Origin of the sequence: Thioclava sp. F1Mire-8 (assembly GCF_002213165.1) — a bacterium.
In the GTDB taxonomy this organism is placed as follows: Bacteria; Pseudomonadota; Alphaproteobacteria; order Rhodobacterales; family Rhodobacteraceae; genus Thioclava; species Thioclava nitratireducens.
Genome location: NZ_NBNY01000001.1, coordinates 1,322,787 through 1,334,830, shown reverse-complemented (window position 1 = coordinate 1,334,830; position 12,044 = coordinate 1,322,787). Strand labels below are relative to the sequence as shown.

The following is a 12,044-nucleotide window of genomic DNA, read 5'->3' as shown; positions in this document are numbered from 1 at the left end:
CCGCGCTGCCGCGTGAGCAAGCCGCGCCCGAGAGAGGCGCACCGGCGATACCTCCCGAGTTCCCATTCACGCAGGGTTCTGACACGCGAGACCGGACCACGCGGGACTAGCCCGCCTGTCCCGAGGTCTGCGTCAACCTGCGCTCCGGACACTCCCGTCCGGGCTGATCGCCGTGCGCATCCCCGCGTGGGAGCCTCGGCCATAAAGGATAGGCATTGTCCGATTTCTCTTCGCTGGGGCTCTCCCCGGCCATTCTCAAGTCGCTCGCACGCGCAAAATTCACCCAGCCGACCCCGATCCAGGAAAAGGCGATCCCGCTGGTTCTTGCAGGCCATGACGTGCTGGGCCTCGCCCAGACCGGCACCGGCAAGACGCTGGCATTCGGCCTGCCGCTCATCGACAAACTGATGGCGCAGCCGGGCAAACCTTCGCCCAAGACCTGCAAGGCGCTGATCCTCGCGCCGACCCGCGAACTGGTGAACCAGATCGCCGACAACCTCTCGGGGCTCGTTCAGGGTACCAAGATGAATGTCGCCACCGTCGTCGGCGGCCAGTCGATCAACCGTCAGATCACCATGATGCATCGCGGCAACGACATTCTCGTCGCGACCCCGGGCCGTCTGATCGACCTTATGGATCGCGGCGCGGTCGACCTGCGCTACACCCGCCATCTGGTGCTCGACGAGGCCGACCAGATGCTCGACCTCGGTTTCATCCACGCGCTTCGCAAGATCGCATCGCGCCTTGGCACCCCGCGCCAGACGCTGCTGTTCTCGGCCACGATGCCGAAGCAGATGGAGGAGATCTCGCAGGCCTACCTCACCGATCCGAAGCGTGTGCAGGTCTCGCCCCCCGGCAAGGCCGCCGACAAGATCACCCAATCGGTGCACTTCCTCGACAGCAAGGCCGAGAAGGCCCGCAAGCTGCGCGATATTCTCTCGGCCGACATGGGCGCGCTGACGCTCGTCTTCGCCCGCACCAAGCATGGCGCGGAAAAGCTGATGAAGAGCCTCCGCGCAGACGGCTACAACGCGGAATCGATCCACGGCAACAAATCGCAAGGCCAGCGTGACCGCGCGATCAAGGGCTTCCGCGATGGCAAGGTCAACGTGCTGGTCGCGACCGATGTGGCCGCGCGCGGGATCGACATTCCGGGCGTGTCCTATGTCGTGAACTTCGACCTGCCGGACGTGCCGGATGCCTATGTCCACCGTATCGGGCGCACCGCGCGCGCCGGTCGCGAGGGCGAGGCGATTGCCTTCTGCTCGCCGGACGAGGCGGATAACTTCCTGCAGATCGAAAAGCTGATGAAGATCGAGATCCCGACCGCGAGCGGCGAACGCCCGTCCGAGGCCGTGCGCCCCTCCGCGCGCGCAGGTCGTGGCCGCGGTCGCGGTGGTCCGCGCTCCGGCGGCAACAAGGGTCGCGGCGGCAAGCCCCAGGGTAAACCGCAGGGGCAGGGGCAAGGCCAGGGTCAAGCTCAGGCCCAAGCGCGCTCGAAACCGCGCGCGGAAGCCAAGCCCAAGGTCGACGCCGGCGGCAACGCTACGCCGAAGCGGCGTCGCCCGCGTCGGCGCAACGCAGGCGCCGCATGAAATTGACACCGGGCCGCATCGCAAGATGCGGCCCGTTTCAGTTCGACCGTCCGGTCTATGTGAGGCGCGTCCGAACGATCCAACCGAAACGCATCCACTGCCTTCACCTGCATCGCTTCAATGTGATGTCCAACGCCGCGGCGAAGCCGTTTGCAGAAAAATCGAAAACGCCCACTTTCGGAATGGAAACGTAGAAATTCGCCTTCCCGCCTGCCGCCTCGACTCGTTTTAGCGCGTTGATCGCAAGCTTGTCGGTCCGTTCATCCACCCAGGCATATTGTCCGGTCGAACGCAGACGGAATTTGCTCTGCCCGATGGTGATGGTCATTCCGCCAGAGCGCGGCAGCCGTCGGTCGGCATAAACGGACACCTCCGGTTGCCTCCCCGAATGCTTCGTAACCGCGACGTAGAGAAGCGAGCCATTCAGCAGAATGCGCCGATCATTCGCGGTCGCGACCCAGCAGGTCTTGATGGTTCCGTTTCTCTCTTCGAAAACGCTCCACTTCCCGACATTGCCGATGCTATCGGCGGCGTGGGATGGCGAGAGCGCACCGAGAGCAATCAGGGCGGCGCAGGAAAGTACTCTGAGAAGACGGCTCATGCGCGTTCCTCCGACCAACGCAATCTACCTCGCCCCATAAGGGCAAGGTAATGATAGGATAATTTTAGTTAGTTGCGCCGAGTTATGTGCCGGGGCGCCTAACGGGAGAACTGGTGTTCTCGCGGCTTGGAGGCTCACCCCACCTCGGCGAACACCTTCTTCAGCGCCGTCTCCAGCTTCTCAAACATCTCGTCCATCTGCGGCTCGGTCAGGATGAACGGCGGACACAGCACCACCGATTGCCCCAAGGGTCGGCAGATCAGCCCCTGATCGGTGCAGGCATTGGCGATGCGTTCCGAGGCCGAGAGCGACCCGTCGAACGGGGTCTTGCTCTCGCGATCCTTCACCGCCTCCAGCGCCCACATATAGCCCACACCGCGAAGTTCGCCGATATTGGGGTTTTGCGCGATCTGGGCGAGGCCCTCTTCCAGTCGCGGGCTCAGGCGGCGGACATTCTCGGCCAGCCCCTCGTTCATCACCACGTCGATCGCTTTTAATGCGATCGCGCAACCGACCGGGTGGCCCGAAGCGGTGAATCCGTGGGGGAATTCCTCGATCGCCTCGGAGGCGGCTTGCAGGCGGGCTGACAGTTCCGGGCCGAGGATCACCGCACCCATCGGGAAGAACCCAGCGGTGAGGTTTTTCGACGAGATTATCGCGTCGGGCTGGAAGTCATAGGTTTCGCAGCCCCATGTGTTGCCGGTGCGCCCGAAGCCGCAGATCACCTCGTCCGAGATCAGCGGGATGTCGTATTTCTTGAGAATCTTCGCGACCGCCTGGAAATAGCCCTTCGGCGGCGTGATCACCCCGCCCGCGCCCATCACCGGCTCCGCGAAGAAGCCCGCGATCGTGTCCGCGCCTTCCTTGATGATCGTCGCTTCCAGCTCGTTCGCGAGGCGCTGGGTGAATTGCTCCTCCGTCTCGCCGGGTTGCCCTTCGCGCCAGTAATGCGGGCAGGTGAGATGCAGAAACCCCGGCAGCGGCAGGCCGAAGACCGAATTATAGGGCTTGCCCGTCATCGAGGCCGAGACCGCCGTGACCCCGTGATAGGCGTTCTTGCGGGTCAGGATCTTGCGCTTCTGCGGCTTGCCCTCGGCGGCGTGCAGGAACCACAGCATCTTGACCATCGTGTCATTCGCCTCGGAGCCGGAATTGGTGCAGAACACCTTGCCGTCGCCGAAAGGCGAGACCTCGATCAGCTTCTCGGACAGCATCACCGTCTGGTCCGACATCCGCCCGAAGAACGCGTGATAGCCCGGGAAGCGCGCATATTGCGCCTGCGCCGCCGCGATCAGCCCGGGATGGTCGAACCCGGCGACCATGTTCCAGAGCCCGGAATTCGCATCGAGATATTTCCGCCCCTCGGTGTCGAAGATGTACGGCCCCTCGCCATGGGTCACGACGACCGCGCCGCGATCGTGGATCGTGGGCAGATCGGTGAAACCGTAGAAGCTATGCGCATCGGCGCGGGCCTGCCAGCTTTGGTCTTTCATCTCGCGACTCCTCCGGGATGGGCGATGGATGGAAGCGAGGCTATCCGCGGCGCGGTCGGCGTCAATGCTCTACGATGTCCCATGGTTGCGCGCGGCTTGCGTACCGGGGCGGGGCAGGGCAGTCTGCGCGGCAAGACTTATCGCCTCCCCGATCACGGAGCCTCCCATGCCCGCCGCCCATCCCCGCATCAGCCTCTGGGCGGTCGAGGTCTTCGTGGCCACTGCAGAGGAAGGCGCGACTACCGCCGCCGCGCGCCGCCTCGGCGTTTCGGCCTCGGCGGTCAGCCAGCAACTCGCAGGTCTGGAAAGCGCTTTGGGCGCGGAGCTTGTGGACCGTTCGGCCCGGCCGTTCGCGCTGACGGCTGCCGGGCGGGCTTTCCTGCCTCATGCCGAGGCGATGTTGGACGAATTGGCGCGGGGCCGCGCCGGGGTGGGCCAAGCCGATCCGGCGGGGCTCACGAGTTTCCGGCTGGGCATGATCGAGGATTTCGAGGCCGAGGTGACGCCGCTCCTGCTGGCGGGGATGGCGGATGAGCTCAGCACCTGCCGGTTCGAGCTGGAAACCGGGCCGAGCCACCGCCTGCTGTCGAAGCTCGAAGCGCGCGGTCTGGATGTCGCCGTCGCCGCCGAGCCGCAGGGCGCCGCGCTCGACGGGATCGAGCTGCATCCGCTTCTGACGGAACCGTTCCTCGCCATCCATCCCGCCGATGCGCCTGCGCAGAGCGATCCGCCGCTGCCGCTGATCCACTATTCCCAGCGCACGCTGATGGGCCGACAGATCGCCGCGCATCTCGCGCAAACGGGCAAGGCGCCGCCGCATCAACTGGAACTCGACAGCTACCCAGCGATCCTTGCGCTGGTCGCGGCAGGGCGGGGTTGGACGATCCTCACGCCCTCGGCAGTGCGCCACGCGCCGCGCGCGGGGCTGGCGCTCTCGCCGCTCGACGGGCCGCCTTTGACCCGGCGGATCGTGCTGGCGGCGCGCGACGGGATGATGGCGGATTGGCCTGCGAAAGTGGCGGGCCGACTGCGGACGCTGCTGCAAGAACGCGTGGTCGAACCGGCTCTGGCGGAAGCGCCGTGGCTGGAGGAGACGTTGCGGGTCGAGGCGGGCTAGGGCGGCTCAGCCGATCCCCAAACCGGCCAGCGCGGCAGCGAATTCCTCGCGCGGCAGCATCATCAGTGCCGGGCCGTCCATCACGATCCTCACGGAGCCCGTCGCGCGGTTCGAGGTGCCGACCCGCTCGGCGGGGGTAAAGCCGATCCCGTCGAGCGGCCAATAGAGCCCTTCCGAGCGCGCCTTTACCTCGCCGAAAGGAAACAGTGATACGCGCGTGCCTTCCGCCAGATCGAGCGAGAGCGACGGAGGGCAGCGGAAGATCACCTCCTCCTCAGCAAGCATCACCACCCGATGCGGCGTGCGGATCAGGTCGGTCATCGCGGCCAGCGTGTGATCCAGCCGCATCCCCGTGAAACCGAGCGCGAGGATGAACGGTGCCTCGATCCGTTGCAGGGATTTCGCGAAATCGGTGCTGTCCTGCTCGGCCACCTGATGGACGCGTGGGCCCAGCGATGCCCGTGCCGCATCCGACAGAGAATCCAGATCGCCGATCACCGCTTTCGGGGTCAGGCCCATCGCCAGCGCGCGATCTCCGCCACCATCGGCGGCCACGAGGCAGGGGGCGATTGTCAACGCTTCGTCAACATCCGCCTGTTTGATCGCGCCGGCGCCGAGAAGCGAAACCCCGGTTGACGAATGGACAATACTGCTAATCATGGATTGATTGATGACGATTGTGGCAAAGAAAGACAATCGAGACCGGTAAAAAACCTTTCAAATGCCTTCTTTCGTCCACGCGAAAGAACCAGTTGGACAAGAATGTCGACGCATTGAGGTCCAATAGAAAGCGAGTGGTCCATGGTTGGTGCGAGCAAGATCCTGACCGTATCCTACGGCACCTTTTCGTGCACCTTGGAAGGATTTGACGAGCCTTTCAACACGATGAAGGCGATTGCGGAGTATTTCCGCGATCTGGCCGCCGACGACCGGTATTTCGGCGCAGAGCCGCCCCAACCCGATGCGGAGATGCTTCACCGTATCGCGGAGCGGGAGATTCAGCGCCGGGTCGAGGCAAAAATTCAGGAAAACGGCGTCGTGCTGCGCCAGCAAGACACGCTCCTGGGTGGCGAGGCTCCAGCCGACGAGGCGCCCGCGCCCGCTCAGGAAGAGCCGCTTGTGACGTCGGAAGCGCCGCAAGAAGCCGCGCCTGCCGCCGAAACGCCCGCGCAGCCGGAGGTCGCCGAGACGCCCGAGCCGGTGGCAGCGCCCGAACCGGTCGCAGAGCAGCCCGAAGCCGAGGTTGCGGCGCAGCACGCCGAGCCCGAAGCAGGCTTCGCGCAGCCGGAAACCGTTGCCGCCAAGCTGCAGCGTATCCGCGAAGCCGTCGCCCGTGCTCGCGAGGTTCAGGCCGACAGCTTCTCCGAGGAAGACGAACCCGTTTCCGCCCCCGAGGCGCTTCTGGGCCGCTTCGAGGCTGAACCGTCGAGCGAAGCCGAGGATTTCGGCTACGACCTTGACATCTCCGGCCCGCTGAGCGCCGAGGAAATCGAACCCGAAGCCTCCGAGCCTTCGCAGCCCGACGCCGAGATGCCCGAAGAAGACGTTGCAGAAGAAGCGGCAGAGGTCGCGCTCGAACAGGCCGCGGAAGACATCGAAGCGGCTGAAGCCGAAGAGCCCGTCGCCGAGCAGGATGAGGCTGACGCGGACGAAGACGAAGACGAGGAAGCCGACACGGACTTCAACACGAGCGACGATCAGATGCAGCGCCGTCAGGCGACCCGCCGCGCGCGCCGTTCGGCCAAGCGTGCCAAACGCATCGCGGCGCTCAAGGCCGCTGCGGACGAACTCGGCGCGACCGAAGAGACCGACGCCGATCAATCCGAGGACAGCGCCGAGGCGGCCTCGGCAGATGTCACCCTCGACACCGAAACGCCGGTCGACGCACCCGCCACGCCGCGCTTGCGTGCCCGCGTGATCAAGGTGCGCCGCCGCGAAACCATCGAGTCTGCGGAAGCAGCATCGGCCGCTACTGACGAGGGTTCGGAGCAGACCGAAGACGGTGCCACCGCCGAAGTCCAGGAAGATCAGGCGACCCCGGCCGAGGCGCAGGTCGAAGCCGAGGCCGATGCGGCGCAAGAACAGCCTGAAGTCGCCGCAGAGGCCGAGCAGGAGGTGGAAACCGAGGCAGAGCTGGAAGCAGAAGCCGAGGATGACGACCTCGCCGCGCGACTGGCTGCGGAACTGGGCGACGCCTCGTCGGAGGCAGGCCCGGCGCCGAAGGCAGAGCAGCCACGCGTCCGGGACGATGCCGATCACGGCAGCCGTGTGCCTGGCGGCCTGTCGCCGGAAGCCGAAGCCGATCTCATGCGCGAGCTCGCGGCACTGCAGATGGAGAACCTCTTCACCGGGTCCGAGATCGAGACCGACGACGAGGCTCCGCAAGAGGCCGTCGCGCAGGGCGAAGTGGCCGAAGACGACGCGATGCCGGAAATCGACCTGTCCGAACTGGAAGACGAGTCGGTCGACGCCCCGCTGGTTCTGACGCAGGACGAGGCCGAGGCGCCCGAGGCGGAAACGCCTGAGGCACACATGGAGACCGCGTCGCTCGACGCGCAGGACGTGCTGGTTCTGGGCAACACGATCATCGAGGCCGAGGAAGCCGAGGTCGAGGCGATGTCGGAAGATGACGCCATGGCGGAAGCGGAGGAAGATACCCGCGCCGACACTTTCGCTGCCGAGGCATCGGAAGAAGCCGAGGCATCGGAAGAAACCGAAGCCACCGGGACCGCAGACGCGGAAGACACGGAAGAAGCGCAGGCCCCGACCGAGCTCGCCGCGCGCGAGGTCGCGTCGCTTTCCGAAAGAGAGACCGACCGCGAGGCGGAGATGGATCGCCTCCTCGCCGAGGCCGACAAGCAGGCCGAAGGTGTCGAGACGCGCCGCCGCTTCTCCGCGATCGCGCATCTCAAGGCCGCCGTGGCTGCGACCGTCGCGGATCGTCTGGCCAAGGGGCAGGACACCGCGAAAGGCGGCGTCGAGGACGAGGACGGGTCCGAGCCCTATCGTGCCGACCTGACCCAAGCCGTGCGCCCGCGTCGCCCGGTCAGCTCGGGCGAGACGGGCTCGCGTCGCCCCGAACCGATGCGACCGGCGCCGCTGGTGCTGGTCTCGGAACAGCGCGTCGATGCGGAAGAAGAAGCCGCCGATGAGCAGCCCGCGCCTCAGCCCGCCGCCGCGATCCGCCCGCGCCGTGTCTCGGCAAGTCAGTTCGCCGCTGGCGGAGCGGACGAGGCCGAAGCCATGCCGATGAACCCCGAGCAGGCGACGAGCTTCGCCGAATTCGCCGAAAGCCTTGGTACGCAGGGTCTCTCCGACCTGCTGGAAGCCGCTGCGGCCTATACCTCGGCCGTCGAAGGGCGTCCGCATTTCTCGCCGCCGCAGATCATGCGCAAGCTGTCTTTCATGGACGATGCGGTTGATGTGCCGCGCGAGGAGCGGATGCGTGTCTTCGGGCGTCTGCTGCGTCAGGGCAAGATCACCAAGGTGAAGCGCGGCCAATACGCGATTACCGAAGCCTCGCGCTACTGGGACGAGGCGAAGATGGCCTCGGGGCAGTAACCCCGGCGAAAGATCAGAAAAGGGCGGTCCTTCGGGGCCGCCCTTTCTTATTGGATCAATAGAGCCGTGCGCGCAGGCATTGGATCAGCACGCGCGCGCCGGGGGCGATCAGCTCGTCGGGAAAGTCGTAATCGGGATTGTGCAGGGCCGGGCGGTCGCCTGCGCCCAGAAGCGCCATCGCCGCGGGTCCGTGATCGGCAAAACGACCGAAATCCTCGGAGGCGCGCATCGGTAGATCGGTCTCGGTGGTCTCGATCCCCTCGGCCTGAAGCGCCCCCCGCAGGATGCCATTCGCTTCGGGGGCGTTTTCGCAATGGCGAAAGATATCATGATAGGTGATCTCGCGCTCCAGCCCGAGCGCATCGGCGGCGTCACGCACCATCGCCTCGGCCTTGTCGACGAGCCCCGCCATCCCCGCATCGCGCTGGGTGCGCAGGGTCGCCCAAAGCTCCGCCGCGCCGGGGGCGACGCCGAAGGCAGGCTCACCGAGCCGCGCATGGGTGACGGTGACGCGCGCGAAATCGGGATCGCTTTGGTGCAACGCGTTGCCGAGCGCCGTTAGATCGGTCAGCAGCCGGGCCAGTGCCGGGGCAGGGGAGCGACCGCTTTCTGGTAACGAAGCATGAGCGGTCCAGCCGGTGAGCGTGATCTTCATGCCGCGCGAGGCGCAGTTCATTACCCCGTCCTGCAGCGCCGCCGTTCCGAGAGGGACACCCGGCATGTTGTGCAAGGCGAAGGACAGGTCGGGCGCGATCTCGACAAAGCGCGGATCGGCAATCACGGCTGCAGCCCCTGCGCCGGTCTCTTCGGCCGGTTGGAACAGCAAGACCGCGCGGCCACGGGCGGGACGATTGCGCGACAGCCAGCGTGCGACTCCCGCGAGAATCGCCATATGCCCGTCATGGCCGCACAGATGCCCTTTGCCGGGAAAGTTGGAGCGGTAGGGCGGGGCGCCGGTCTCATGGATCGGCAGCGCGTCCAGTTCGCAGCGCAACAGGATTGTGGGTCCGGGCTCCGCGCCGTCGTAGATTGCGGCGACCCCGTGCCCGCCAAGCTCGGTCAGCGTCCGGTCGGGTGCGGTTGGCAGCAGCATCGCGACGACCCGCGCGGCGGTGTCGCGTTCCTCGCCCGAAAGCTCGGGATCCTGATGCAGACGGTGCCGCCACGCGGTCAATTCCGTGATGTCGGAATTGGTTAGGCTGTCGGGCGGGAGGGGGAAAGGCGCGCTGGTCATGAGACTAACCTGCCCGTTTTCCGGCGCGCCCGCCAGAGGGTGTCACTCGCGCGGTGGATCATCCGGATCGTCCTTGCCGACACCTTTGAAGATCGGCTTGAGCGGCGCGATCCAAAGCACGCCGAGCACGACATAGACGCAGAACTCCGCCCAGATCGGCAGCCGTCCCCAGCGCGCGCCCGCCCAGTTCACCACCGTGACGGCGACGACGACATAGGCGGGCAACCCCACGACGAGGGCCAGAAGCGAGAGGCGGCGACGGGCCTTGTAGCTCAGCGCCATTGGATCAATCCGCGAAGGGGTCGGTCACGAGGATCGTGTCGTCGCGCTCGGGCGAGGTCGAAAGCATCGCGACCGGGCAGTCGATCAGCTCCTCGATCCGGCGAACATATTTGATCGCGGCGGCCGGAAGATCGGCCCAGCTGCGCGCGCCTTCGGTCGATTCGGCCCAGCCTTCGATCTCTTCATAGACGGGGATGCAGCGCTTTTGTTCTTCCGCGGCGGTTGGCAGATAGTCGAGCTTCTCGCCATCGAGTTCGTAGCCGGTGCAGATTTTGATCGTTTCGAACCCGTCGAGCACGTCGAGCTTGGTCAGCGCGATGCCGTTCACGCCCGAGATCGCGCAGGTCTGACGCACTAGGGCCGCGTCGAACCAGCCGCAGCGACGCTTGCGTCCGGTGACGGTGCCGAATTCATGGCCGCGCGTGCCGAGGCGGTTGCCGTCCTCGTCGTCCAGCTCGGTCGGGAAGGGGCCTTCGCCTACACGGGTGGTGTAGGCCTTGACGATCCCGAGCACGAAATCGATCGCGCCCGGACCCATGCCGGTGCCGGCCGCAGCCTGACCTGCAACCACGTTCGACGAAGTCACGAAGGGGTAAGTGCCGAAGTCGATATCCAACAGCGAGCCCTGGGCGCCTTCGAAGAGGATACGCTTGCCCTGCTTGCGCTGCTCGTTGAGCACTTTCCAGACGGGGGCCGCGTATTTAAGGATCTCGGGGGCGACTTCCTTGAGCTTGGCGATCAGCGCGTCGCGGTCGATCGCTTCGATACCGAGCCCCTTGCGCAACGGATCGTGGTGCTGCAGCGCGCGGTCGACGCGGGCCTCCAGCGTCGCGTCATCGGCGAGATCGGCCACGCGGACCGAACGGCGACCCACCTTGTCTTCGTAGGCCGGGCCGATACCGCGGCCGGTGGTGCCGATCTTGGTGCCTTTCGAGGCCGCTTCCTCGCGGGCGCGGTCGAGCTCGCCGTGAATCGGCAGGATCAGCGGGGTATTCTCCGCGATCATCAGCGTCTCGGGGGTGATCTCCACCCCCTGGTCGCGGATCTTCTCGATCTCGGCGAGCAGGTGGAACGGGTCGAGCACGACGCCGTTGCCGATCACCGAGAGTTTGCCGCCCCGCACCACGCCCGAAGGCAGTGCGTTGAGCTTGTATACCTTGCCGTCGATCACGAGCGTATGGCCCGCGTTATGACCGCCCTGAAACCGCGCGATCACGTCCGCGCGCTCGCTGAGCCAGTCCACGATCTTGCCTTTCCCCTCGTCACCCCATTGGGCGCCGACGACGACGACATTGGCCATTGCTCTCTCCTTGGCAGGTGTAAAACCGCGCGAGGTATAGCGGCTGAGCGCGCGGGGCGAAAGACCGCATTTGCGCGAGGCGATCGCTCTATCCATACGCCTCGCGCAGGCGGGCAGCGCAGGAGCCTCCGGCGGGGATATTTGGGCCAATACGAAAGTCAAAGCGCGCGTGTAGGCCGGGCGTGGGCCGATTTGACCCCGCGAAAGCCGAAAATCCGCCTATGCGGCCTTGCGCCCTCAGCCTCATCCGCCTAGATAGGCGCGTCGCAAGAAAGAAGGCCCGGACCCGTTCATGGAAAACGTCGTTCTCTCGATCCACCTGATCCTCGCGCTGCTGCTGATTGGCGTGGTGCTCCTGCAACGCTCCGAAGGGGGTGGTCTCGGCATGGGGTCGTCCAACAGCTCCGGCGGTGGCGTAGGCGGGTTGATGACCGGTCGGCAGGCCGCCAATGCGCTGACCCGCGTGACCTGGGTTCTGGCCGCCGGCTTCTTCGCGACCTCGGTGACGCTGACGGTTCTGGCCGCGCAGAAAGCGGGCACCGGCTCGGTGGTCGACACCGCTGCGCCCCAGCAAAGCGCGCCGGCGGATACCGCGCCGGCCAATGACACGACCGGTTCGACGCCCTCGCTCGACGTGGTGATGCCGCCGCCTGCCAGCGGTTCGGACGCCTCGAGCGGCGGAAACGCGGGCGAAACCACGACGGAGACGCAAAGCGGTCCGGTCACGCCGCCCGCCGCCAACTAAGCCGTCACTTCAGTCAACCATCGGTTCGCACCCACAAAAACTTGCGGGTGCGTCCTATCCAAACTCAATAGCTTGCGGTCTGGTTGCGGGCAGGCCGCGAATCGTGTAAGCATTAA

At 65.9% G+C, this 12,044-nt stretch carries 10 protein-coding genes; 4 read left to right on the top strand and 6 right to left on the bottom strand.

The window, feature by feature from the left end; all coding sequences use genetic code 11:
- Positions 1-215 precede the first annotated feature (215 nt).
- Positions 216-1,595: a DEAD/DEAH box helicase gene (locus B6V75_RS06045; RefSeq protein WP_088719031.1), complete on the top strand. Its 1,380-nt coding sequence runs from the start codon at positions 216-218 to the stop codon at positions 1,593-1,595.
- 103 nt (positions 1,596-1,698) lie between these two features.
- Here the strand turns inward: B6V75_RS06045 and B6V75_RS06040 are convergent, their stop codons facing one another.
- Positions 1,699-2,196 carry a hypothetical protein gene (locus tag B6V75_RS06040; RefSeq protein ID WP_075776102.1) on the bottom strand — a complete coding sequence of 166 codons (498 nt, stop codon included), beginning with the start codon at positions 2,194-2,196 and terminating at the stop codon, positions 1,699-1,701.
- A 134-nt stretch (positions 2,197-2,330) separates the two neighbouring features.
- Positions 2,331-3,689 carry an aminotransferase gene (locus B6V75_RS06035; protein WP_088719030.1) on the bottom strand — a complete coding sequence of 453 codons (1,359 nt, stop codon included), beginning with the start codon at positions 3,687-3,689 and terminating at the stop codon, positions 2,331-2,333.
- A gap of 166 nt (positions 3,690-3,855) precedes the next feature.
- Here B6V75_RS06035 and B6V75_RS06030 point away from each other — a divergent pair, with 166 nt between their 5' ends.
- On the top strand, positions 3,856-4,806 hold the full coding sequence (locus tag B6V75_RS06030) for a LysR family transcriptional regulator (protein ID WP_088719029.1): 951 nt from the start codon (positions 3,856-3,858) through the stop codon (positions 4,804-4,806).
- Positions 4,807-4,812: 6 nt separating this feature from the next.
- Here the strand turns inward: B6V75_RS06030 and B6V75_RS06025 are convergent, their stop codons facing one another.
- Positions 4,813-5,466, bottom strand: coding sequence for a thiamine diphosphokinase (locus B6V75_RS06025; RefSeq protein ID WP_088719401.1), 654 nt, complete (start codon positions 5,464-5,466; stop codon positions 4,813-4,815).
- Between the two features lie 141 nt (positions 5,467-5,607).
- Between B6V75_RS06025 and B6V75_RS06020 the strand changes: the two genes are divergently transcribed.
- Positions 5,608-8,367, top strand: a complete 2,760-nt coding sequence (locus tag B6V75_RS06020; RefSeq protein ID WP_088719028.1) for a hypothetical protein — start codon at positions 5,608-5,610, stop codon at positions 8,365-8,367.
- A gap of 55 nt (positions 8,368-8,422) precedes the next feature.
- On the opposite strand, the gene B6V75_RS06015 is transcribed toward B6V75_RS06020, so the two are convergent.
- The 3 genes from B6V75_RS06015 to B6V75_RS06005 are packed head-to-tail and all read right to left on the bottom strand — an operon-like array spanning position 8,423 to position 11,183.
- Entirely contained in the window at positions 8,423-9,601 is a 1,179-nt protein-coding gene (locus tag B6V75_RS06015; RefSeq protein ID WP_088719027.1) for an amidohydrolase, read from the bottom strand.
- 42 nt (positions 9,602-9,643) lie between these two features.
- Positions 9,644-9,883 (bottom strand): DUF2842 domain-containing protein, encoded by a 240-nt coding sequence (locus B6V75_RS06010; protein WP_075776097.1) that lies wholly within the window; start codon positions 9,881-9,883, stop codon positions 9,644-9,646.
- A 4-nt stretch (positions 9,884-9,887) separates the two neighbouring features.
- The gene (locus B6V75_RS06005; protein ID WP_075776096.1) at positions 9,888-11,183 is read right to left on the bottom strand and encodes an adenylosuccinate synthase; all 1,296 of its coding nucleotides are present in this window, start codon (positions 11,181-11,183) and stop codon (positions 9,888-9,890) included.
- Positions 11,184-11,475: 292 nt separating this feature from the next.
- On the opposite strand from B6V75_RS06005, the gene secG reads away from it, so the two are divergent.
- Positions 11,476-11,928, top strand: a complete 453-nt coding sequence (gene secG, locus B6V75_RS06000; protein WP_088719026.1) for a preprotein translocase subunit SecG — start codon at positions 11,476-11,478, stop codon at positions 11,926-11,928.
- The last annotated feature ends 116 nt before the right edge of the window (positions 11,929-12,044 follow it).

Excerpts from the sequence above, each read along its gene's own strand:
- B6V75_RS06025 (WP_088719401.1), bottom strand. The coding sequence starts at position 5,466 with ATGATTAGCAGTATTGTCCATTCGTCAACCGGGGTTTCGCTTCTCGGC.
- B6V75_RS06010 (WP_075776097.1), bottom strand. The coding sequence starts at position 9,883 with ATGGCGCTGAGCTACAAGGCCCGTCGCCGCCTCTCGCTTCTGGCCCTC.
- B6V75_RS06035 (WP_088719030.1), bottom strand. The coding sequence starts at position 3,689 with ATGAAAGACCAAAGCTGGCAGGCCCGCGCCGATGCGCATAGCTTCTAC.
- B6V75_RS06020 (WP_088719028.1), top strand. The coding sequence starts at position 5,608 with ATGGTTGGTGCGAGCAAGATCCTGACCGTATCCTACGGCACCTTTTCG.
- B6V75_RS06015 (WP_088719027.1), bottom strand. The coding sequence starts at position 9,601 with ATGACCAGCGCGCCTTTCCCCCTCCCGCCCGACAGCCTAACCAATTCC.
- B6V75_RS06005 (WP_075776096.1), bottom strand. The coding sequence starts at position 11,183 with ATGGCCAATGTCGTCGTCGTCGGCGCCCAATGGGGTGACGAGGGGAAA.
- B6V75_RS06030 (WP_088719029.1), top strand. The coding sequence starts at position 3,856 with ATGCCCGCCGCCCATCCCCGCATCAGCCTCTGGGCGGTCGAGGTCTTC.
- secG (WP_088719026.1), top strand. The coding sequence starts at position 11,476 with ATGGAAAACGTCGTTCTCTCGATCCACCTGATCCTCGCGCTGCTGCTG.
- B6V75_RS06040 (WP_075776102.1), bottom strand. The coding sequence starts at position 2,196 with ATGAGCCGTCTTCTCAGAGTACTTTCCTGCGCCGCCCTGATTGCTCTC.